Raw genomic sequence first — 22,711 nt, 5'->3', positions numbered from 1 at the left:
GAGATCGGTCGATATGGCTGCCGAGATCGGCACAAGCGACACGCCGAGACCGACGGAAACGGTGTCGGGAGAGCTCTTTCACACCCCGTTTCGGGCCGACGGCGAACCTGAGCGTCTTGCACTCAAGGGGTGAGAGTGCCAGCATTGCGGTTAGCACTCGGACCCGGAGAGTGACAAAGCCGCTCCCCGGATCCGGTGAACGACCCAGGCCGGCAGGTGAGGGTCGGCGTCGGACGGGACATGAACGTCCGGTGCCGCTCCGTCCGTCGCGGGCACCCGCCAGCCACCACCAAATACAGGAGCAGCAATGCCCAAGATCATCGCCTTCGATGAGGAGGCCCGTCGCGGAATGGAGCGGGGCCTGAACACCCTCGCCGACACCGTCAAGGTCACCCTCGGCCCCAAGGGCCGCAACGTCGTCCTCGACAAGAAGTGGGGCGCCCCGACCATCACCAACGACGGTGTGACCATCGCCAAGGAGATCGAGCTCGAGGACCCCTACGAGAAGATCGGCGCCGAGCTGGTCAAGGAGGTCGCTAAGAAGACCGACGACGTCGCCGGTGACGGCACCACCACCGCCACCGTGCTGGCCCAGGCGCTTGTGCGCGAGGGCCTGCGCAACGTGGCCGCCGGTGCCAACCCCATCGCCGTGCGCCGCGGCATCGACAAGGCCGTCGCCGCCGTCGTCGAGCGCCTGCTGGCCGACTCCAAGGAGGTCGAGACCCAGGACGAGATCGCGGCCACCGCCTCCATCTCCGCCGCCGACGAGCAGATCGGCGCCATGATCGCCGAGGCCCTGGAGAAGGTCGGCCACGACGGCGTCATCACCGTGGAGGAGTCCAACACCTTCGGCCTCGAGCTCGAGGTCACCGAGGGTATGCGCTTCGACAAGGGCTACATCTCCCCCTACTTCGTCACCGACGCCGACCGTCAGGAGGCCGTCCTCGAGGACGCCTACATCCTGCTGGTCGAGTCCAAGATCTCCAACGTCAAGGACCTGCTGCCCCTGCTGGAGAAGGTCATGCAGTCCGGCAAGCCGCTGGCGATCGTTGCGGAGGACGTCGAGGCCGAGGCCCTGGCCACCCTGGTGGTCAACCGCATCCGCGGCACCTTCAAGTCCGTCGCCGTCAAGGCCCCCGGCTTCGGCGACCGCCGCAAGGCGATGCTGCAGGACATGGCCATCCTCACCGGCGGCACCGTCATCTCCGAGACCGTCGGCCTGAAGCTGGAGAACGCCACCCTGGAGGACCTGGGCCAGGCCCGCAAGGTGGTCGTCACCAAGGACGAGACCACGATCGTCGACGGCGCCGGCGACAAGGACGCCATTGACGCCCGTGTCGCCCAGATCCGCAACGAGATCGAGAACTCCGACTCCGAGTACGACCGCGAGAAGCTGTCCGAGCGCCTGGCCAAGCTGGCCGGCGGCGTCGCCGTCCTCAAGTCCGGTGCCGCCACCGAGGTGGAGCTCAAGGAGCGCAAGCACCGCATTGAGGACGCTGTGCGCAACGCCAAGGCCGCCGTCGAGGAGGGCATCGTCGCCGGTGGTGGCGTGTCCCTGCTGCAGGCCGCCACCGCCCTGGACGCCCTGGAGCTGTCCGACGACGAGGCCACCGGTGCCGCCATCGTGCGCGTCGCCCTGGAGGCTCCGCTCAAGCAGATCGCCATCAACGCCGGCCTCGAGGGCGGCGTCGTGGCCGAGCGCGTGCGCAACCTGCCCATCGGTGAGGGTCTGAACGCTCAGACCGGTGAGTACACCAACCTGCTGGCCGCCGGCATTGCCGACCCGGTCAAGGTCACGCGCTCCGCGCTGCAGAACGCCGCGTCCATCGCCGGCCTGTTCCTGACCACCGAGGCCGTCGTCGCCGACAAGCCGGAGCCCCCGGCCCCGGCCGCCGCCGGCGCGGGCGCCGGTGACGACATGGGCGGCATGTACTGATCGGTCGCCCGGTCGGTTCGGTTCGCCGCTAGACGCGCCCCGCGCGGCCGCCCGGCGGACCCCGGTCCCATCACAATGACGGCGGGCCGTCTCTTGCAAGCGCAGGAGGCGGCCCGCCGTCGGTTCGGCTGCTGTGGTTGTCTACGAAGTGGGGAGGTCATTGCTCCGCGTGTGCTCCGGTGCCTTGCGCTGGCCGGCGGGCCGGGCTGGAGCTGTGGGTTTGCACGCAAGGGCCGTCCGGGCAAGCCCGCATAAATCCCGGTTTCCCCTGGAAGTACGCGGAAACTGCTTCTCGACCCGAATCCGGTGGCATCGCTCCAGTGTGCAACGAGGGGGTCGTTGCACACTGGAGCACTGTCATGACACCCGGGCCGCGGGCAAGATCCGCGCGATCACGCGGATTCCGCCACGGTGCTCACTCCTCGAGTGTGCAGACCCACCACAGGGGTCCGAACAACGCCACCGAACACCCACACCCACCCGTACCACACCCTCAAACCGGAAGAGCCGGTGAGGCTTTTCGGGTTTGAGGGTGTGGTGCCTTGGTGGTGCGGGCCTTCGCGGCGCCGCAGCCTTGGGGGCGCTGGGACTGTGGGGCCGCAGGACGCGTTGGGTACGCCCCTTCGGCGTAGTAGACGGCGTGACACTCGGGCGTTCAGTGCCGGGGCGGAGGCGGCTCCCAGCTCACCCTTGCCGAGGACATCGACGCGGTATTGGATGGGCGTATGAGTAGGACGGATGCCAACGCCCTCGTCGGGCGAGTACTCGCGGAGGTGCCGCCCTTCCTGCTGGTAGGACTTGGAGGGCTACTGCGGGTCTGTGACGGTCCCCTGTGGGCGGCGAGTCTGCTGGTCCTTGGCGGAGTGCTGTGGCAGGTGCTGGTGCTGGCGAAGACTCGCGCTGAGAGCGACACCGGTGGGGTCCGGATCAACAACCTGGGGCGACTGGCGGTGATCGCACTGCTGCTTCTGCTCGGCAATTGGGGTGCCTTGACCGGCGGGTTGGCCTTGCTGGCCCTGTTCCTGGGGGTGTGCGTGGCCCTGCGGTGCTGGCGCTTCCCCGACGGTCCGCGGCCGGTACGACGGTGCGAGTTCAATCCCCTGCGGGGCGTATAGGCCCGCGTCGCCCGGACACGTCCGGCCGTGCCTGCCGACGCGCCTACGCGACGCCGCTAGACAGGACCCCGGTCCGGTCACGACGACGGCGGGCCGTCTCCTGCGAGTGCGGGAGGCGGCCCGCCGTCGTGTGTCAGCTATCCATGCGTGTGGGAGGCCAGTCTGACCGTGTTACGGTCACGTGTTGGTCGAGCGGTTGCCTTGCAGCTGCCAGAAGTGAATGCCCAGGAACACAATGAGGGCGCTGAGCATACCGAGCCCATCGAAGTCGAACACCTGTAGGTGTCGCAGGGCGATGGTGGCGACGGCGATCAGGCCGAACAGAACGAAGCCGTCCCAGTGTCGCTCTCCCGAACGCCATCCCGCTAAGGCGGGCAGCGCCAGGGCGAACAGGATCCAAAGCAGAATGCTCATTGATGATTCCTAAGAAACGTTGTCCGTGGTGGCACCTTGGACCAGGTCCTCTAGGGTGGGGGTGCTTCGGCGGCGATCGCAGGTGATGCGGCTGCGAGTGCCGGGAGGCAGGCGGTCAGGCCGCCGAGCATGCGTCTGTGCATGATGGCGCTCCTTCGAAATCAGGTGTGACCAATATCTCTGTGATCGCGGGAGGAGTCAAGAGAAAAGAGGTGCGTTGAATGAGCTGCGTTTTAGAGATACATGTGTTCACCCTGGGTGCAGGCCGACGCGACGACGGCGGGCCGTCTCCTGCGAGTGCAGGAGGCGGCCCGCCGTCGTCGGGCGCGCTGCTCAGGCGGGCGGGGCCTGGTAGCTGAAGCGACCGGAGTTGGCGGTCTCGGCGTCGTCGTAGGAGACGGCCGACTGGTCCAGGGCCTGACTGATCGCGTCCAGGCTCGCCTGCACCTGCAGTGCGGTGACGTGCCAGTCGGCGGCGCAGGCGGCCATGGAGTCTGAGGCGCCACCCGTCCAGGAGGACTGGAGCAGCGAGATGTCGCCCTGCATTCCGTCCACCTCGGTCTGGATGGTGGAGATGCGAGTGCGGGCGCGCACGGCGGTGTCGGTGACGGCTTGGGTGTCGACGGCGAAGACGGGCATGGCGGGAGCCTTTCGGTGAGACGGTCCGGAGCCCCTGTGGCCCGGACATGTGGGCGGCGCCGCAGCCGCGGCGCTTGAAATCACCGTAGGGATTGAGTTGAGGCGCCCGCATCCACCGCCGTCGATCTCTGTGGATTCACCCTGCACGAACCGCGCCTGTGGACTTTGGTGACCTCGCCGACGCGAACGTCCGGCAACGGCATAAACGTCCTGCGGGTGCGGGCCGGCCCGGCGCGAAACGTTGAAACGACGCCGCTCGTGATTCGTTGTCAGCGGGCGTGGAGGGCGTTCGTGCCGATCCTGGACAGTTTGCGCCTCAGTCGGCGGAGGAGCCGAGGATCGGTTCGGTGATGGCGGCGAACTCGCCCGTGCGCGCCTCCCGCAGCGCCTTGGCCTCTTCGCACTTGGCGCGCAGCTTCTCGGCCAGCTTGGCGCGCTCCGCCTCCGCTGCGCTGGCACGGTCGGTCGGGCCCTCCTCGCCCGGACGCGGCTTGGACAACAGCTGGTCGAGCTCATCCGCGCACGACTCCAGGGATGTCGTGTGCAACTCATCCGGGTCCCGGGGCGCACGTCGATGCGCGCGGGCCGCCTCCGGCGGTGTGGACGCGGAGGCGGCCGTGGCGCGCGCGGGCGCGACGGGCCGGACTTCCGAGGGAACGACGTCGGCGTCGGCGGCCGCCTCCAAACCACCCAGTTGCACGGACCGGTCCTGCGTATCTGAGCTGCTTGCCTCCGGCTGGAGTGGCGTCGCTGCAACCGCATCGGGCTGCTCATGCGCGTTGGCCCCGGACCCTGCGGTCGACGCGGTGGGGCGGGGCTGCTGCGCGGACGGCGGCAGCTGCGTCAGCTTGTTCTCCAGGTGACGCTTCTCCGCCTCCAGGTTCTCCCGTGCGGGCAGCTCCCAGCGGGCGCCCAGCGGGGAGGAGAACAGCGTCTCGCGGTCCAGCAGCCGGGTGATGATCGCCAGGCGTGCGCGCAGGAAGTCCTCCAGGGGGATGTGGGCGTACTCCTCGCGCACCGCTGCCCGGTAGCTCTTGTACTGCTGCGGCTCTACGGCCAACGCCCCCAGGTCCGCGTCGGAGAGGGCTTGGGCGTCAATGTCGTTCTTGGCGAGGTTGTGGCGCTTGAGGTTCAGGATGAGCGCACATACGCGATCCACGGTCTGGTCGGGCACGCCGAGCGCCTGCAGGCTCTTGGCGGCGTAGGCGGCGGAGGCCACCTCATCCTCGCCGCCATTGCGCCGATAGGTCGACTCCTGTGCGGTACAGAACACGCACCCGTGGTACCAGGCGGCCAGCCGCATGACGTCGGGGTTGTGGGACTCGTCGGCCAACTCGTCGACGCGCGCCAGCATGTTGATGACGTGCTTGAGGTTATGGAAGTGCCGGTCGGGGCTCGTCCACAGGGAGACGAGCTCTTCCCCGGTGGTGCGGATCTGCTCGACCGGCGCGGTAGCGCCGACCGCCTTCGCACTGCGTACGAACGCGGGGAGCAGCCACTGGGGCGCGTCGATCACGTCCATTTGGCTCATGAGAAAGCCTCCAAGATGAGATGAAACGCAGCCATGGTAGGACTACCGGCGGCGAACTTGAAGCCCACGGGGTGTTCTACCCGCCACCTTTTGCGCGCGTACCCCGTTCGTCGTCGCGCCGACCGATCTCGGCACGTAAGTACTACCGATCTCGGCGGGGTTACTGCGGGGTGTTGGGGGTGCTCTCCTCTGGCGCGGTAACCAGGGCGGGCAGCTCGATATGGACGGTGGCGCCGCCGCCGGGCGTCTGGTCCATGCGCACCGTGCCGCCGTGGCGGGCGATGATGGCCGAGACGATCGACAGCCCCAGCCCGGAGCCGCCGGTCTCCCGGTTGCGGGAGGTGTCGGCCCGGTAGAAGCGCTGGAAGACCTTCTCCGCGTCCGCCTCCGCCACGCCCGGCCCGTGGTCGCGCACCTCGACGACGACGGTCGGCCCCTGCGGCGCCCGCGTCCCATCGGCGGGCTGCCGCCTCGCGGTGGGGCGGTCGGCGGGCCGGCCCACCCCGGGGGCGGGCGGCCGGTTCACCGTGCCGACGGCGATCTCGACCGGGGAGCCGTCGGGGGTGTGGCGGGTGACGTTGCCCAGAAGATTGGTCAGCACCTGGGACAGGCGGTCCCGGTCGCCCAGGACCATCGTTGGGGGCGCCTCGCCGTCGGCATCGTCAAGCGGGAGGAGCGCGCAGTCGCGGTCGGGGGCCAGCACCAACATGTCCGTCAGCGCCCCCGCCGCAATCCGGGTTATGTCTACCGGCTCCATCGCCATCTCCCGGCCCTCGTCCATGCGGGCCAGCTGCAGCAGGTCGTCCACCAGCCGTCCCATGCGGGAGGCCTCGGACTCGATCCGCCCCATGACCTCGCCGGTGCGCTCGGGCGGCACGCCACCCATGCGGTACAGCTCCCCGTAGCCGCGAATCGCCGCCAGGGGCGTGCGCAGTTCGTGGGAGGCGTCGGAGACGAAGCGGGTCATGCGCTCCTGGGCCACGACCTGCACGTCGAAGGCCTGCTCATTCTGCTGCAACATCGTGTTCAGGGCGCGTTGCAGGGAGCCGACCTCCGTCGTCGCCGGCTCGGTGACGGGGACGCGGGCGGACAGGTCCCCGCCGGCGATCTGCCCGGCCACACCCTCGATCTGGCGCAGGGTGCGGAAGGAGCGCCGCACCAGGTACGCGGCGGCCATGGCGCCGAGCAGAATCACGGACACGTCGGTGAGTGCAACCACCAGGCGTGTCTGCTCGACCGTCTCCATCACATCGCTGAGCGGCAGGGCGATGGCGACCACGCCGATGTGCTCTCCGGTGTTGCGATCGTCGATCGGCAGGACGATGACCCGCCACTGGTGGTGCAGTTGGTCGGAGTCGACCGTGAACAGCTTTGGATCGGAGGCCTGTGCGACGGCCTGATCCAGCGACAGGGTGCCGATGATAGGCGTGCCGTACTTGGCGGCGGTGTCGGAGGAGATCATCTGACCGTTCTCGCCGTCGAGATACTGGGCCTCCAGGTAGTAAGTGGAGGGCATAGAGGAGTCGCTGCTGGAACTACTGGTACGGCTGGTGCTGAGGGCGGTCAGCCCCTGGGTGCCGATGGCCTGCGCGGTGGCTTTCAACTGATCGTCCACCTGGCCGAGCAGCTGGTCGTAGAGCAACGAGGTGACGGAGACCGAGGAGGCGAGTAGTCCGACGGTCAGCAGGCCGGTGGTGATCAGGGCCAGGCGGCTGCGCAGCGGTTGAGCGCGCCACGCCCGCTTGAAGTCGGTCAGCAGGTGCCAGCGCCCGCGGCGGACCGGCCGGTACTGGCGACCTGTGGGTGGGCGGCGCACCGTGTCCATCACGGTGGCGCGCACGCTCAACCCGCCTTGGGTTCGCGCAGCATGTAGCCGACGCCGCGGCGCGTCTGGATCAGCGGGGCGACCGGCTTGCCGTCGGCGCCGGAGATCTGGTCCACCTTGCGGCGCAGGTAGGAGATGTAGGACTCCACGATGGCGGCGTCACCGTTCCAGTCGTACTCCCACACGTGGTCCAGGATCTGAGACTTGGACACTACGCGGCCGGCGTTGAGCATCAGGTAGCGCAGCAGCTTGAACTCGGTGGGGGACAGGTCCACCTCGACGCCGGCGCGGTGCACCTCGTGGGCGTCCTCGTCCAGGGTCAGGTCGGCTACACGCACCATGCCGTCGTCCTCACCCTCCAGGGCGCGGGTGCGGCGCAGGATCGCGCGAATACGGGCCACGACCTCTTCCAGGCCGAAGGGCTTGGTGACGTAGTCGTCGCCGCCGACGGTCAGGCCCTGCACCTTGTCCGCCATGTCGTCGCGGGCGGTCAGGAACAGGATCGGGATGGTTACGTCGCGCTCGCGCAGGCGCCGGGCGACGGTGAACCCATCCATGTCGGGCAGCATGACGTCCAGCACGATCAGGTCGGGGTCGGCCTCTTCGGCGCCGCGCAGGGCGCCGTTGCCGTCCGCCGCCGTAAGCACCTCGAAGCCGGCGAAGCGCAGCGATGAGGCGAGCAGGTCGCGGATGTTCGGCTCGTCGTCCACCACGAGGAGGCGGGCCTCGTGAGACGTCTGCTGAGAATCGTGGGTGCGGTCCATGCCGCCACTGTGCACGGTGACTCTGGGAGTCTCCTGGACGCGTGGTGGGAGTGTGGAATGTGTTTCCATGGCGCTTCCCCGACCGGCCGTCTTCGCCGCGGTCGGGCGAAGTTGCGTGCCGAGGTCGGTTGTTGTGGCGGCGGGACCGCTCCTCGAGACGTGCGGCTCCGCCGCCCACAGCGTCAGATGAACTTGAGCGGGTCGAACTCGGTCAGCGGGATGATGCGGACGCGCGGCAGCGCAATGGTGAAGGCGTCGACGTCCGTTTCCAGGTCGTAGACGGTCAGGCCGCGCGACTCCAGCGACGCGAGCTGAGTGTTGAGGAACTCCCGGAAGCACAGCACGTCGACCTGGGCGCCGACGTCGAGCAGACGCTCCACCTGGGGGACGTAGTCGCCGTCGTGCGAGCCCAGCAGCACATGCACGGACTCGCCGGACTCGACGCGCTCGGCCAGCGCCTCCAAGGTGCGCTGAATACCGATGTCGACGACCTTCTCCTCCTGGGAGCCGGAGCCCGCCAGCGGGATCGGCCGGTAGTCCATCGCCAGCAGCGCCTGAACGAAGCCCATGGGCATGTGTCCGGAGGTGGCGTTGAGGAAGAACAGGGCGCGGGTCTCGTCTTCGCCGACGTCACCGTCGGAGTCGTCAGCAAGATCGTCGCAGAACGACAGGACGCGGTCCCAGCGCGGGCGCTCATCGGGCTCGGGGCGACGCCCCAGCACGCTCATGCCGAGAGTGGCGTCGATGTTCTCCCCATCGACGAGGAGATACGTGGGTGTGGTCATGGCGTCATGCTAACCGTCCGCGCCCGTGCACTCGCCGGACGGGTCGCGGACGGGCAGCGGTCACGCGCCGAGGATGTCCTCCACGCGGCTGATTGTCACCAGCGGGGACAAACGCCGGATCCGGTCCCGCGCTCCGCCCTGGCGCCCGCGTGATTTCAACGTTTTGCGAGGTGTGCTCCAGCGCCTAGGGGGCGTTTGTCCCGGATTCGGACAATGTGCTTCAGGAACTGCCGGCAAGACGGCTTCGAGCCGCCAGGAGTTCTTGGATTTCCGTTCCTACTCGGCCGGCTTGGACGTCTTGGCGGGTGAAACGGGCGACCCGGTAGCCCTGTCGGGTCAGTTCGCGATCGCGTCGGCGATCCAGGCCGAATTGGAACTCGTCTTCGTGGTAGCTGTAGCCGTCGAGCTCGAGGACCAGCCAGCCGTCGACAAGCAGGTCTACTTCTCCAACGCGATGGATGTCTACCCCGTCTTCGAAGGAAATGCCGGCTTGGTGTAGCTGCAACCGTGCGAGCGTTTCTAGTGGCGAGCGTGCACGCGAGCTGGCCAGGCCGAGGCGTTGCCGAGCCTGTCGGGAGCCGGGGCCCCGCAGCAGCTCTGCGATGGCTTCTACCGACGTGTGGCCCTGATGGAGGGCGGCGTCGCAGGCCATCAGCGGCCCCTCCGGGGTGGGATCGCAGCGCAGGTAGCGCGCGAGCATTTCCGGAATTGACGCCACCGGGTAATCGGTAGGCAAGGGCGGCTCCAAAGACCGCTCTACATGCAGAATCTCATTGCCTATCGGGGCCGCTGACCCGCCATGAGGTACTGCCAGGTGGACCGTCATATATCGCCGCGGATGCGGGTAACCGTAGTACTGCGCCGCGTGCTGACAGGTGATGACTCCACGGTGTATTCGAGCAAGGACCAGGCTGCGGTCGGCACCCGGCACGCTCACGACTCCGTGCGGATGGGCAATGAGCGTGCCGGCAGCGATGAGCCGCTCGACCTGGCGGTACTCGGTACGGTCCAGGCCGAGGTCACGTAGGCGCACCGCGCCGTAGCAGCCGCGTACCCGTGCCAGGATGTCGTCTTCGCGCCGTTTCATGCCTCGATGCTCTCCACATGCGGGTGAGCAATCCAGCGACGTTGTTGAGCGCTGTGGATTCACCCTGCATGAACGCCACCTGTGGACCGCGGCGCTGCAGGCTGAGGCTGATTGTCACCAGCGGGGACAAACGCCGGATCGGGTCCCGCGCTCCGCCCTGGCGCCCGCGTGATTTCAACGTTTTGCGAGGTGTGCTCCAGCGCCTAGGGGGCGTTTGTCCCGGATTCGGACAATGCTCGCGGCCGAGGGCTTTGCAGACGGCGGACCGGGGTCATAGAGGGGCAGAGATTAGGTGATCATAAGTGCATGATGAAGACGCAGCCCGCCGACCGCCCCCGCGGTGCCGATGATGCCGCCGACCCAGCGGCGGCCGCTGCCTCCAAGCCCAGGCTCGGCACCCGCGCTGGCACCCTCGCGAATGCGGCGGCCGCCGTGCTGACCGCAGTCGGCTCCCTGGCCGAGGCGTGGGCGCTGATTGCCGCGGCCCGCGCCGTCGCCTCCGTGGCGAGTGCGGCCCCCGCACTGGCCACGCTCGCCGACGCAACCGCCACGCCCGGTGCCGCGGCCCACCACCTCATCGTCGCCGCCACGGCCGCCCTCGTCTCCGCCGTGTGCGCGGCAGCCGTCCACTACCTCGCCCAGGCCAGTGCCGCCACCCAGGAGGGGGCGCTGCGCCGCCAGGTGCTCGCCCACCTGTTCGACCTCGGCCCCGCGCACGCGTCGGCCCGCACCGGCGCCACCGTCACCCTGCTTACCGACGGGGCCGAGCGGGTGGCCGCCTACCGGCAAACCTTCCTCGTACCCACGATCGCCGCCATCGCCTCCCCGCTGCTGGTGCTGGCGCTGCTCGGGGCAACGGTCGACCCGCTCAGCGCACTAGTGCTGGCGACCGCCTTCGTGGTGGTACCCGCGTTCATCGTCTTCCTGCATCGGCGACTGCGCCGCTCCTCGGCCGACTCGCGCGCGCAGCGGATGCGGCTGAGCGCCGAATACCTCGACGCCATCCAGGGCCTGACCACACTGGTGCTCGCCCGCGCCGCCAACCGCCGCGCCGCCGACCTGGAGGCCTTCGGCGAGGCCAACCGCCGCGCGGTGATGCGGTTGCTGGCCGGCAACCAGCTGGTCATCCTGGTCACCGACGGCCTGTTCTCCCTGTTCCTGGTAACCGCCTCCACCGCACTCGCCCTGACCCGCCTGGGTTCCGGGGCGATCGGGCTCGACGGCGCCCTCGCGCTGGTGCTGGTCTCCTGCATCCTGTTGCAGCCACTGGACCGGGTCGGCAGCTTCTTCTACGTGGGGATGGGCGGCATGGCCAACCAGCGGGCCCTGCGCCGCGTCCTGGCCCGCCGCCGCCCCGACGGCGCAGCGCCACAGCCGGACCCCGACGGGCCCGCAGCCCCGGGCGCGGCTGCGCACACCGCCGCGCCCATGGTCTCGCTGCGCGGCGTCACCGCCGTCCGGGAGCCACGCCCCGCCGACGCCGGCGGGCACCCCGGGGGCCACCCCGGCGCCTCAGCAACCCGTGGGCATCCGGGAGGACACCCCGGACCCGCCGCCCACCCGCGGCCCAAGCCGCCCGCCCCGGTCACCGTGCTGGCCGACGTAAACCTGGAGGTTGCCCCCGGCGAGCATGTGGCCGTCGTCGGCGCCTCCGGCGCCGGCAAGTCCACCCTCATGGCCCTCATCCGCGGGGACCTGCTGCCCGCCGCCGGGACCGTGCGCGTGGACGGCATCGCCTCCACCGCCGCCACCCAGGACGCCATCCGGGCCGCCAGCGCCGTGGTCGACCAGACCACCTGGCTGTTCACCGGCACCATCGCCGACAATCTCCGCCTGGCCGACCCCGGCGCCACCGAGGCGCGCATGTGGCAGGCGCTGCAGGCCGCCAACCTGGCCGACGAGGTCCGCGCCCTGCCCGACGGCCTGAACACGGACGTCGGCGAGCGCGGCTCCCGGCTCTCCGGCGGCCAGGCCCAGCGCCTGTCCCTGGCGCGCGCCTTCCTCGCCGACCGGCCCCTGCTGCTGCTCGACGAGCCGACCAGCCAGGTCGACCTGGCCAGCGAGGCCGCGATTATCGACGCCATCGAGCGCCTGTCGGTCGGCCGCACCGTCATCACCGTCTCCCACCGCGCCGGGGCAACCACCGCCGCCGACCGGGTGGTCACCGTTGCGGAGGGCAGCCTGCGATGAGCACGCCAACCCCGCACCGCCCCAACGCCACGGCTCCTGCCCCCGGCGACGCCGCCCGCCCCTCCCGCCGCGCGCTGGTCGGCTGGCTGCTCACGGTCACTCGGCCGGTCCTGCCGCCACTGCTGACCTCCACCGTCTGCCGGGTGGCCGGCCAACTGCTCGGCGTGGCCATGTTCGCCCTGGCCGCCCACGCCGTGGTCGAGGCCGCCCAGGCCCTGGCCGCCGGCGGCCCCGCTCCCTCGGTTTGGCCGGTGCTGGGCGCCATGGTGGTCATGTCCCTGGCAAAGGCCGCATTGCGCTACGGCGAGCAGTTCCTCGGTCACACGGTCGCCTTCAGCTCCCTGGAGCTGCTGCGCGCCGAACTGTTCCGGGCCCTGGCCCGCCGCACCCCGCGGGTGCTCACCACCGCCCACTCCGGCGACCTGCTGGCCCGCTCCACCAAGGACGTCGACCGCATCGAGGTGTTCTTCGCCCACACCTTCGCCCCCGCCGTCAGCGCCCTGCTGGTGGCGCTGACCGTGGTGGTCACCATCGGGATCGGCACCACCTGGCCGGTCGCCGGCGCAGCCGCCCTCACCCTGGTGGCGGCCATCGCGGTGGTGCCGGTCCTCGGGCAGCGCCTGGCTGCGGCCGGATCCCGACGCGCCGTCGCCGCCCGGGCGGCGCTGACCCAGCATGTCACCGACTCTGTGCAGGGGCTGGCGGAGGTGGTCGGTTACGGCCGCGCCGCCGAGCGCCTGGAGCGCACCCGCGCCCTCGACGACGCCGTGGTGGCCGCATCCCGCCCCGCGACGGCGGCCGGGGCCTTGCGCCGCGGCGGGGTACAGCTGTTGGTGCTGGCGGGACCCATCGCCGTCGTCGCGGCCGGTGCCGGGCCGGTCGCCGCCGGGGTCGTCTCGCCCGCCGCGCTGGCGGCTGCGGCGGCGGCCGTGCTGCGCCTGGGGGAGACGGTGCGCGGCGTGGAGGAGCTGGCCGGCTCCCTGCCCACCGCGCTCGCGGCCGCCGAGCGCGTGCACCAGTTGGCCACCGCCCCGGTCGAACTGCCCGACGGTGCCGCTGTGCTGCCGCCCGGCCCCCTCGGCATCGCCTGGGAGGACGTCGACTACACCTACCCGGGGGCCTCCCGCCCATCCCTGCGCGGGGTGAGCGTGCGCGCGGCGGCCGAACAGTGGACCTGCCTGGTGGGGGTATCCGGCTCGGGTAAGACGACGCTCGCGCGGCTGGCGCTGCGCTTCGACGACCCCGATCGCGGGCGGGTGCGCGTGGGCGGCGTCGACCTGCGCGAGGCGGCGGCCGACAGCCTGCGTGGCCGGGTGGCGCTGGTGAGCCAGGAGGCGCACCTGTTTCGCATGAGCGTGGCCGACAACGTGCGCCTGGCCCGTCCCGGGGCCACCCGCGAGCAGGTCGAGGCGGCCTGCCGGGTCGCTGCGCTGCATGAGGAGGTGGCGGCCATGCCCGCCGGCTACGACACCCTGCTCGGCGAGCGCGGCGCCTCCGTCTCCGGCGGGCAGCGCCAGCGGCTCGCCTTGGCGCGCGCCCTGCTGGCCGAGCCGGACGTGCTGGTGTTGGACGAGTTCACCAGTCACCTCGACCCCGCCGTCGACGCGCGCGTGCGTGATGGCGTGCACGACTGGGCGGCGCGGCGCGGGGCCACGGTCGTGGAGATCACCCACCGGCTGCACCGCATCGAGCAGGCCGATCACGTCGTCGTGCTCGACGGCGGCCGCGTGGTGCAGTCCGGCGCCCCGCGGGAGCTGCTGGCGGAGGCCGACGGTCCGCTGGCGCGGCTGCGCGCCCGCCAGGGCTGAGGGGTCGGGCCGTCAGACGTCCTCGACGTCGGCATAGGACAGCGGGTCCTCGATCGGCTCCAGGTGGGCGGAGACCCGCAGGCTGGGGTCGGCGGAGACCAACTCATCGATCAGCGCCTCGGTGTAGTCGTGGCCCTGCTTGACCGTCCAGGCGCCCGGAACCAGCACGTGCAGGTGGGCGAAGCGGCGGCTGCCCGCCTCGCGGACGCGCACCGCGTGGAAGTCCACCACTCCGGTGCGGCGCCGCTCGTCCAGGATGGCGTTGATCCGCTCCAGCGCCTCCCGGTCCGGGGCCACATCCATGAGTCCGGCCACCGAGTCGCGGATCAGCTGGAATCCGGTCCACATGATGTTCAGGCCCGCTCCCAGTGCGACGACGGCGTCGAGCACCGGCGAATGGAAGACGGCCACCAGGCCCACCCCCAGCAGCACGGCCGCGGAGGTGATCACGTCGGTCAGCAGGTGCTTGGCGTCGGCGACGAGTGTGGCCGAGTGCTCGGCGCGGCCCTTGCGCAGCAGCACCCAGGCAACCAGCGCATTGATGAGGGAGGCGCCGACCGAGATCACCAGGCCCAGGCTCAGCCGCTCCGGCATGACCGGGGCGATGATCCGCTCCACCGCGGAGAAGATGATGAAGGCGGCGGCCACGAAGATCATGGCGCCTTCGCACACGGAGGAGAAGTACTCCGCCTTGGAGTGGCCGAACTGGTGGTCGTCGTCGGCGGGGCGGATGGCGATCTTCAGCACGACCACCGCCACCAGGGCGGCTACCAGGTTCACCAGGGACTCGGCGGCGTCGGATAGCAGCCCGACCGAGCCGGTCAGCCAGGCGGCCGCCGCCTTGAGCGTGATGGTGGCCAGGGCCGCGCCGACGGAGAGCCAGGCGTAGCCGGACAGATCCTTAGGCGGGGCGTAGCGCGGAGATGACACTCCCCGAGTATGGCCGCAGCGGGCGCCCCCGCGGAAGTCGCGTCCGCGTCGCGCACGTGGTTGCGACGCCGAGTCGGCGCGGTCAGTCGGCCTGGTTGACGGGGCGGACCTCTGCGTCGTCGACGGTCACCGAGGGGGCCGGGGAGGGCTGCGCGGCGGGCGCGCCGAACAGGCGCTCCTTGACGGCGTCGGCAACCTTGTCGGTGACGGCCTCGCCCTGCTCGCGCACGAAGCTGGAGGCGCGGTTGGAGGCGGCGCTGAGCTTGTCCCGCACGAAGGGCTGATCGGCCAGCTTGGTGGCCGACGCCTTGATCCGCTCGTACTGGGCGCGGCCTGCGCGCGTCCCGAGGACGTAGCCGGCGCCGAGGCCGACGATGAAGGGGAGCTTGCTAGCCATGGATTCCTCCTGCACGGGTGCCGTCCGGTGCGGTCCCTGCACACAACCCTACCGGCTCCACCCTGGAGTTCGGCTGGGCGAAGGCCCCATGAAGGTCTGACGAGAACTCATTAGGTAAATCTACCTTTGCTATACAGGCGCATTGATCGACCTTATCTTCAGAGCATGGGTGTGCCGCAGCTCTCGTGTCCCTTCCGTTCGGAGCGTCTGTCCGCTTCGGCCGGGCCACGCGTGCCGTCGGCTGATAACCCCGCTCCTCCGGAGCCGGAGGCCTGCCCAACGGCGTTGTGGCTCACCGCGCGGCCGCGCCGCTACCAGCCCGCCACAGCCGCCTACGCGGACACCGGCGGGGCCTCCGCCCTGGCGTCGCGGCTCAACTGGCTGCGGGCCGGGGTGCTCGGCGCCAACGACGGCATTGTCAGCGTGGCCGGCCTGGTCATCGGTGTCGCCGCCGCCACCCCCACCGACACCGGCGCCATCATGGCCGCCGGGGTGGCCGGAGTGCTGGCCGGGGCCGTCTCCATGGCCGCCGGCGAGTACGTGTCCGTGTCCACCCAGTCGGATACCGAGCGCGCCTACGTGGCCCGTGAGCGCGCCGAGCTGGACGCCGACCCGGCCGCCGGCGTCGACTCGTTGGCCGCCCACTATCGCGCCAAGGGCCTGACGGATGAGACCGCGCGCCGGGTCGCCCGCGAGCTGACGGTGCACGACGCCGTCGGCGCCCACCTGGAGGCCGAGTTCGGGCTGCGCGAGGACGACTACACCAACCCCTGGCATGCCGCCATCTCCAGCGCGGTGGCGTTCACGGTCGGCTCCATGCTGCCGATGCTGGCCATTCTGCTGCTGCCCGTGAGCGTGAAGATCCCGCTGACCTTCGTGTCCGTGCTGGCCGGGCTGGCGCTGACCGGCGCGGTGTCGGCCAAACTCGGTGACGCCCCGGTGCGACCCGCGGTGTTGCGCAATGTATTCGGCGGTGCGCTGGCCATGACCGTCACTTGGGGCATCGGCCACCTCATCGGCGTCGCCGTCTAGCGCATCTGCGTCAAGTACACGCGTTTGCTTCAGATACACGAGTTTTAGAGGATTGCACGCGCCCTGCACCTGCAAAGCTCCAAAACTCGTGTGTCCGGCGGGAACTCGTGTCGATGGCGAGGTTCAGCGCCGAGGCTGTACGGCGAGGGCCTCGGGGCGCAGGGCGCGCGCCAGTTCGAAGCCGTCGGCCCCCGCCGCCACCGGCACGCCGGATTCGGCCAGCGCCCGAACCTCCGGCGCCAGCCCCACCGGGTGGGTCAGCTGCGTGCCCGCGAGCACCTGCTCGGTCGGGGTGAGGCGCCGGATCGCCACCGCCGCCACCCGGTCGGAGTGCTCGCGTGCGACCTCCCCGTAGATCAGTGGGTCGTGCTGGCCGTCGTCTCCGACCAGCAGCCACTTCACCTCCGGCAGGTCGATCATGAGCCGACGCAGACCCGTGCGCTTGTGCTCGATGCCGCTGCGGAACAGGCCGGTGTTCGTGGGTCCCCAGTCGGTCATCAGCATGGGCCCCTGCGGGAAGCCGTTGCGTTCGAAGAAGGCGCGGTAGGTCGGCACCACGTTCCAGGCCCCGGTGGACAGGTAGATCACCGGCGTTCCCGGGTGCTCCTGCAGCACCTGCGTGAGCAGCTGCGCCATGCCCGGTACGGGTTCGCGCGAAGAGGTGTACTTGACCAGCTGGTTCCAGGCGGCCACGAACATGCGGGGCACGTGGGAGACCATGACCGTGTCGTCGATGTCGCACACGACGCCGAGCCGCGGTCCGGGGGCGACGACGAACACCCGTGTGGTCACGGGCTCCGTCCCCGTCGCCTCCAGGGTGGCGTCGTGCCAGCCGGGGGGCAGGCCGTGACCGCGCACGACGACGTCGACGTACCCCTCCCGGTCGGCGCGGGTCTGTACGCTCGCGGAGCCGAGGTGGACGGTCACCGGCAGGTGCGGGACGGGCACGTCGATGAACATGCGCCAGCCGCGCTGTGCCTCCAGCAGGTTCTGCGCGGCCTGACGGCGCGCGTCGCGGGCCGTGGTCGGTAGCTGCTCGGGCAGGCGTTGGAACAGGGGGCCCTCGCTGGGAGCGTTGGGTGGGCGCATGACCATGCGCGCCAGCACGCGCGCCATGTCACGCGATGGGGCGTCGGGGGCCGGGACTCCGCTGCGGTCAGGCGCGGCCGAGCCGTAGCCGTCGTAGGCGATCGCCCGCGGGCGCCAGCCGCGGCGCCGGAGCACGGGGATCGAGTCACGGTGGAACTGGTCCGCGGCGGCGCGGACGATGTCGGCAAACGGCACCCGTCCATTCTACGGACACCCCTACGGACAGCGGCGGGGGGACGGGACTGGGAGACGGCTGGGAGGGCACTGCGGGCTCTCCGCCCCGCCCCCTCGCCGAGGTCGGTCGAAGTTACGCACCGAGGTCGGTTGATGTTACGTGCCGAGGTCGGTTGATATGGCGACCGGCCGCACGCCACAGGACCACACCGGCGGCCAACGCCCACCATGTGTAGGACGAGCCCACCACCGTCGCCCAGAAGGGCCAGTCCTGCTCGACGTGGTTCTGCTCCGGGAACCACCACTGCATGGCCAGGCCGAACACCGCCGCGCCGGCGGCCGCGGTCGTCAGCAGCGACGGCGCCGCCCATGCCAGCCCCGCGGCCACGAGCCCCATGAGAGCGGGCAGGCACCACACCCAGTGGTGCGACCAGGAGATGGGGGAGAGCAGCAGGCCCAGCGTCATCGCCACCGCCGTCTGCAGCACCAGGACCACGCCGTCGGCCGGGGCGGGCGCACCATCAGCGGCCGGGCGCAGGCGATTCAGGCGCACCAGCAGCAGCCAGGCGGCGATGACGGCGGCCGCGGCCAGGACCGCCCAGACCACGTCCCAGGTCTGCGTCGGCAGCCAGCGCGCCACCAGCCCCTTGAGGTTCTGGTTACCGGAGTAGTCCGTGAAGCCCGCGCGGGAGGAGTCCCACATCGCCGAGAAGAAGAACTGCGCCGACTCGCTGGGCGAGGCCAGCCAGCTCAGCGCCGTCACCCCCAGGGCGGAGCCGACCATGGTGGCCGCCGCCCGCCACTCCCGCCGCGCCAGGAAGACGAGCACCGCGATCGCCGGGGTCAGTTTGAAGGCGGCGGCCAGTCCCGCCGGCACGCCCCGTAACCGGGAGGCGGGCGGAACCACCAGCAGGTCGAGCGCGACCAGCATCATGAGCACCGCATTGATCTGCCCGTACTCCATGGTCTTGGGGATCGGCTCCAGCACTATCACCGCGGCCAGTGCCAGCCACGGGGCGGCGCCCCATGCCACGCGGCGGCCCGCACCCAGGGCGTGCAGCACCGCCCACGCCGCCACCGCGGTGCACACCGGTGTGGCCACCACCAGCGCCACCTGGGTGGCCCGGTCCGACCACCAGGTCAGGGGCGTGAGTGCCCAGGCGGCGAACGGCGGGTAGGTGAAGGGCCACAGCTGCTGGTCGGGGTTGGCGTACCAGCCGTACAGGCTGCCGCCGGCGTGCCACTGGGCGACCGCGTGGTGGTAGATCCAGGCGTCGAGCTTGAAGGTGGCGGTGCCGTCCTTGCCCCACAGAGTCGGGTAGATGGACAGGGCCAATGCCGCCCAACCGATCAGGGCGGCGGCAGGGGAAGAGAGTGCGCGCTTGAGGGACTCCACGCCGGGCAGTCTAGGCCGGGTGCACCGGGAGGCCGGGGTCCGCGTCCGCCACCTGTGGGGAGGCCGGCAGGACGTGGTGCGGGCGGGCATGCCGCAGCGTGCGCAGCCCGGCCAGGCACATGACGACGGCGAGCCAGCCCATAGCCGCCACCAGCAGGTAGCCGCCGTGACTGCCGGCGGCGTCGATCGCATGACCGCCGAACATGGAACCCAGCGACACCCCGATGTTCATGGCGGTGCCGACCCAGGCCAGCCCCTCGGTGAGCTGAGAGGGCGCCACCGACACCTGGGTGATCGTGTTGCCGGTGGTGACCGTCGGGGCGATCGCCATGCCGGTAAGCGCCATCAGCACGCCCAACACCACCAGGTTCGGCGCGAACATGAGGGTCGAGGCGCCCACCGCCAGCGCCGTGGCGCCGAACAGGAACTGCTGCCACAGCGGCCGGTGCCACGAGCGCGAGCCGTACACGAGAGCCGCGGTGAACGAGCCCACGCCCCAGGCCGCCAGTACTACTCCCGATGCCGACTTCCTGCCGAGTTCGGTGGCGAAGGCGACGGCGGCGACGTCGTTGGCGCCGAACATGGCGCCGGAGGCCAGGAAGACGGCGATCACCGCGACGACGGCACCGTGCCGCAGCACCGGCACGGTCGCCTGGCCCGACGTCGGCTCGGGGGCCGCGCCCGCCGATGCGCCTGCGCGCGCCTCCCGCCGACGACGGTGCGGCGTCGGCTCGGTGGCCCGCTGGGAGAAGAACCACAGCCCGCCGCCCAATTGCAGGGCGACCGCTGCGATCCAGCCGCTGGTGGGCGGCAGGGAGGTGCACAGCACCGTGGCCAGCACCGGACCGATGATGAACGCGACCTCGTCGAAGGCGGCCTCAAGGGAGAAGGCGGTGTGCACCTGTTCCGGGGTGGTCAGGATCGTCGTCCAGCGCGAACGCACCAGCGAGCCGAAGGACCCGGCCAGTAGCCCCGCCAGTGCCGACAGCACCAGCAGGACGCCCAGCGGGGCGTGGGCCTGCGCGGCGACCGCCAACCCGACCAGCGCAGCCGCCGAGCCGAGCATCGCCGGCAGCATGATCCGCGACTGCCCGTAGGCGTCGACGAGCCGCGCCAGCACGGGTGCCCCGACGGCGACGGCGACCACGTTCACGGCGGACACGGTTCCGGCCGCCGAGTAACTGCCGTAGAGCTCCTGGATCGCCAGGATGGTGGAGATGCCCACCATGGACATGGGGAAGCGGGCGAGCAGGCCCGCGATGGAGAAACCGAGTGCGCCGGGGCGGCGCAGGATGGTGGCGTAGGTCGAGGACATTCAGTTCTGAGAGTTGTGGATTGAAACGGAGGCCCGCCCTCGCGGCGGGTCGGGCGAGGCCGGTCAGCGGCTGGTGGTCTCGGCCTCGGAGCGCGACATGCGGAAACCGTTGCCGGACACCTGGCTCCAGCACTCGATCCCGGCCTCGGTGGAGGTGCAGGCGAAGGTGTCGTTCTTGGCCGACGCGCCATAGTTCAGCGAGGCGCCGGCGGCGGAGAAGGAGATGCCGCAACCGCCCTCGGCCTCATCGTCGGTGCCCACGCTCACCGTAAAGGCCTGAGCGTTGGAGTCGTTGCAGGAGCTGTCGGTGGGGACGAAGTCGTGGTCGTTGATGGTGCAGGAGACGGAGTCGTCGCCCAGCACGCAGCTGATGTTGCCCGACGGCGTGGTGAAGGCGGCCATCTCGATGGCATCGGCGGGGGCGGGCGCGGTCAGGTTCTGGGATGCGGTCGGACTGGGCGACGGCGTGGACGACGGCGTCTCCTCGGCCTGCGTCGGCGTGGTGGCGGGCTCCTGCGGTGCCGCGGCCTGAGTGGTACTGGTGATCGGGGCGGGGTCCTCGCCGCCGTGGTTCGAGCTGAAGAACCACACCACCAGCGCGACCACGAGCACCAGGGCCACGGCGGCGAGGACCCACAGCCACCGGTTGCTGCTGCCCCGCTGCTCTTCCGCCTCGGGGGTGCCGACGCCGAAGACGCCCTGGTCGCCGGCCTGCGGCTGCTGGTTGGTGGGCTGGGCCTGCTGGTAGGCGGGCTGGGCCTGCTGGTAGGCGGGCTGGGGCTGCTGGTAGGCGGGCTGGGCGTAGGCCGGCTGCTGCGGCTGGGGCTGGTAGACCGCCTGCTGTGGGGGCTGCTGGTAGGCGAAGGCCGCGGTGGGTGCGGCCACGTCCCGTGCGGCCTGGCGTCCCTCCATGATGGGGCGGCGCTCGGGAGTGACCGCACGTGTGACCTCGGGCTGGGAGATGGCCTGGGTCGGCGCTCCCGGGCCGGTCTGCGGGGCTTGCCCGCCGACCTGCGCGGCGGCGCCCGACTCATTCGCGGCGGCCTGCATTGCCGCCTGTGCCTGCTCCAGGCTCAGGGCCTGCGTGGTCGCGGCGGCATGGCGGCGGGCGAGCGCGGCGTCGACGGCGGGATCTCCCAGGCTGCCGAGCCACTCCAGGAGCGCCGGGTAGGTGCGCGGGTTCTCGGCGATGTAGGGGCGCAAGCCGGGGTAGTTGTTGGCGAGCTCGTGCAGGGTGGTGAGTTCCGCATTGGGGTCGCTTGCCCGTGCGACGAGGTCGTCCTGAGGCTGAGACATGCTGGATCCTTTGTGACTGCGTGGGCTCGGCCCGCGTATTTTCGCGGGCGGCCGGTGGGTGTCGGCACCCCGAGCCTACCTGAGAGCACAATTCGGCGGCTTGGCCGGTATCGTCTGGGACACGAGACCGCCCGCATTACCGCACTGCAAGGAGACGTCGATGCCCGAGGACAGCGAGTCATTCGACCCGGTTGAGCCCGACGACTCGGCGGATGCGGCGGCGGCCCTGGCGGCACCGCAGTCCCCGGACGACGCCGGGCCGCGGCCGAGCACCGTCGTCGGTGCGGCCACCGACGTCGGTCGCCTGCGCCGCGTCAACGAGGACGGCTACCTCGCCCTCGCGCCCGCCTTCATCGTGGTCGACGGCATGGGCGGGCATGCCTCCGGCCGGGCCGCCGCCCGCACCGCCCTGGGCGCACTGCTCCCACTGGCCGGGAGCCGCATCACCGATCGCGCCGACGTCGTCGCCGCCGTTCTCGCGGCCGGTGAGGCGGTGGCCGCGATCCCCTCGCAGGCGGCTAACCCGCCCGGTGCCACCATCGCCGGCGCCGTGCTCGCCGACCTGCCGGAGAGACGCACTTGGATCGTGTTCAACGTGGGCGACTCGCGCGTCTACCTGCTGCGCGACGACCTGTTGTCCCAGCTGTCCCACGACCACTCCCAGGTGCAGGAGTTGGTGGACGCCGGTCAGCTCACCCGTGCCGAGGCTCACATCGACTCGCGTCGCAACGTGGTCACTCGGGCGTTGGGCGCGGGCCTTAACCAGCCCGCCTACCCCGAGCTGCACCTGGTGGAGGCGCGCGCCGGCGACCGCATCCTGGTGTGCTCCGACGGCCTGAGCGACGAGCTCGACGACGACGCCCTGGCCACCGTGCTCGGCTCCGGCCTGGGGGCGCAGCGCACCGCGGAGGTGGCCGTGGCCGCCGCGCTCGAGGCCGGCGGGCACGACAACGTCACCGCCCTCGTGGTCGACCTGTCGGAGTAGCGG

At 70.9% G+C, this 22,711-nt stretch carries 19 protein-coding genes; 6 read left to right on the top strand and 13 right to left on the bottom strand.

Annotated elements, in window-relative coordinates; genetic code table 11:
* Positions 1 to 307 precede the first annotated feature (307 nt).
* Together groL and C3B71_RS14715 are read left to right on the top strand one after the other, a co-directional pair.
* Positions 308 to 1,936, top strand: coding sequence for a chaperonin GroEL (gene groL, locus C3B71_RS14720; protein ID WP_108969058.1), 1,629 nt, complete (start codon positions 308 to 310; stop codon positions 1,934 to 1,936).
* 725 nt (positions 1,937 to 2,661) lie between these two features.
* Positions 2,662 to 3,051: a hypothetical protein gene (locus C3B71_RS14715; RefSeq protein WP_108969056.1), complete on the top strand. Its 390-nt coding sequence runs from the start codon at positions 2,662 to 2,664 to the stop codon at positions 3,049 to 3,051.
* A 177-nt stretch (positions 3,052 to 3,228) separates the two neighbouring features.
* On the opposite strand, the gene C3B71_RS14710 is transcribed toward C3B71_RS14715, so the two are convergent.
* From C3B71_RS14710 to C3B71_RS14680, 7 genes are all read right to left on the bottom strand, one after another.
* A complete protein-coding gene (locus tag C3B71_RS14710; RefSeq protein ID WP_073328009.1) occupies positions 3,229 to 3,465 on the bottom strand; it encodes a hypothetical protein in 237 nt (78 codons plus the stop codon).
* 333 nt (positions 3,466 to 3,798) lie between these two features.
* Entirely contained in the window at positions 3,799 to 4,104 is a 306-nt protein-coding gene (locus C3B71_RS14705; RefSeq protein ID WP_073328011.1) for a WXG100 family type VII secretion target, read from the bottom strand.
* 316 nt (positions 4,105 to 4,420) lie between these two features.
* The gene (locus C3B71_RS14700) at positions 4,421 to 5,635 is read right to left on the bottom strand and encodes an HD domain-containing protein (RefSeq protein ID WP_396027148.1); all 1,215 of its coding nucleotides are present in this window, start codon (positions 5,633 to 5,635) and stop codon (positions 4,421 to 4,423) included.
* 160 nt (positions 5,636 to 5,795) lie between these two features.
* Positions 5,796 to 7,460, bottom strand: coding sequence for a sensor histidine kinase (locus C3B71_RS14695; protein ID WP_108970000.1), 1,665 nt, complete (start codon positions 7,458 to 7,460; stop codon positions 5,796 to 5,798).
* Positions 7,461 to 7,477: 17 nt separating this feature from the next.
* Positions 7,478 to 8,224, bottom strand: coding sequence for a response regulator transcription factor (locus C3B71_RS14690; RefSeq protein WP_073328014.1), 747 nt, complete (start codon positions 8,222 to 8,224; stop codon positions 7,478 to 7,480).
* Positions 8,225 to 8,406: 182 nt separating this feature from the next.
* On the bottom strand, positions 8,407 to 9,009 hold the full coding sequence (locus C3B71_RS14685; RefSeq protein ID WP_108969053.1) for an NYN domain-containing protein: 603 nt from the start codon (positions 9,007 to 9,009) through the stop codon (positions 8,407 to 8,409).
* Between the two features lie 220 nt (positions 9,010 to 9,229).
* Positions 9,230 to 10,096, bottom strand: a complete 867-nt coding sequence (locus C3B71_RS14680; RefSeq protein WP_073328017.1) for a DUF559 domain-containing protein — start codon at positions 10,094 to 10,096, stop codon at positions 9,230 to 9,232.
* 306 nt (positions 10,097 to 10,402) lie between these two features.
* Here C3B71_RS14680 and C3B71_RS14675 point away from each other — a divergent pair, with 306 nt between their 5' ends.
* On the top strand, positions 10,403 to 12,286 hold the full coding sequence (locus tag C3B71_RS14675; RefSeq protein ID WP_234415953.1) for an ABC transporter ATP-binding protein/permease: 1,884 nt from the start codon (positions 10,403 to 10,405) through the stop codon (positions 12,284 to 12,286).
* Positions 12,283 to 14,094, top strand: a complete 1,812-nt coding sequence (locus C3B71_RS14670) for an ABC transporter ATP-binding protein (RefSeq protein WP_108969051.1) — start codon at positions 12,283 to 12,285, stop codon at positions 14,092 to 14,094. Before C3B71_RS14675 ends, C3B71_RS14670 begins: the two co-directional genes overlap by 4 nt.
* Before the next feature lie 12 nt (positions 14,095 to 14,106).
* On the opposite strand, the gene C3B71_RS14665 is transcribed toward C3B71_RS14670, so the two are convergent.
* Positions 14,107 to 15,024, bottom strand: a complete 918-nt coding sequence (locus C3B71_RS14665) for a cation diffusion facilitator family transporter (RefSeq protein ID WP_108969049.1) — start codon at positions 15,022 to 15,024, stop codon at positions 14,107 to 14,109.
* Positions 15,025 to 15,106: 82 nt separating this feature from the next.
* The gene (locus C3B71_RS14660; RefSeq protein WP_108969047.1) at positions 15,107 to 15,421 is read right to left on the bottom strand and encodes a protoporphyrinogen oxidase; all 315 of its coding nucleotides are present in this window, start codon (positions 15,419 to 15,421) and stop codon (positions 15,107 to 15,109) included.
* 165 nt (positions 15,422 to 15,586) lie between these two features.
* On the opposite strand from C3B71_RS14660, the gene C3B71_RS14655 reads away from it, so the two are divergent.
* On the top strand, positions 15,587 to 16,453 hold the full coding sequence (locus C3B71_RS14655; RefSeq protein WP_234415952.1) for a VIT1/CCC1 transporter family protein: 867 nt from the start codon (positions 15,587 to 15,589) through the stop codon (positions 16,451 to 16,453).
* A 123-nt stretch (positions 16,454 to 16,576) separates the two neighbouring features.
* Here the strand turns inward: C3B71_RS14655 and C3B71_RS14650 are convergent, their stop codons facing one another.
* The 4 genes from C3B71_RS14650 to C3B71_RS14635 all read right to left on the bottom strand — a co-directional run bounded on the left by C3B71_RS14650 (position 16,577) and on the right by C3B71_RS14635 (position 21,723).
* Positions 16,577 to 17,737, bottom strand: a complete 1,161-nt coding sequence (locus C3B71_RS14650; RefSeq protein ID WP_108969043.1) for an App1 family protein — start codon at positions 17,735 to 17,737, stop codon at positions 16,577 to 16,579.
* A gap of 112 nt (positions 17,738 to 17,849) precedes the next feature.
* Complete coding sequence (locus C3B71_RS14645) at positions 17,850 to 19,112, bottom strand: glycosyltransferase 87 family protein (RefSeq protein ID WP_234415951.1); 1,263 nt, start codon at positions 19,110 to 19,112, stop codon at positions 17,850 to 17,852.
* Positions 19,113 to 19,122: 10 nt separating this feature from the next.
* Positions 19,123 to 20,427, bottom strand: coding sequence for an MFS transporter (locus C3B71_RS14640; RefSeq protein WP_108969039.1), 1,305 nt, complete (start codon positions 20,425 to 20,427; stop codon positions 19,123 to 19,125).
* A gap of 63 nt (positions 20,428 to 20,490) precedes the next feature.
* Positions 20,491 to 21,723 carry a variant leucine-rich repeat-containing protein gene (locus tag C3B71_RS14635; RefSeq protein WP_108969037.1) on the bottom strand — a complete coding sequence of 411 codons (1,233 nt, stop codon included), beginning with the start codon at positions 21,721 to 21,723 and terminating at the stop codon, positions 20,491 to 20,493.
* A gap of 160 nt (positions 21,724 to 21,883) precedes the next feature.
* On the opposite strand from C3B71_RS14635, the gene C3B71_RS14630 reads away from it, so the two are divergent.
* Positions 21,884 to 22,708, top strand: coding sequence for a PP2C family protein-serine/threonine phosphatase (locus C3B71_RS14630; RefSeq protein ID WP_083565460.1), 825 nt, complete (start codon positions 21,884 to 21,886; stop codon positions 22,706 to 22,708).
* Positions 22,709 to 22,711: the final 3 nt, after the last annotated feature.

The organism is Actinomyces sp. Z16 (assembly GCF_003111765.1).
GTDB lineage: Bacteria > Actinomycetota > Actinomycetes > Actinomycetales > Actinomycetaceae > Actinomyces > Actinomyces glycerinitolerans.
This window is presented reverse-complemented; position numbering and strand designations above follow the sequence as displayed.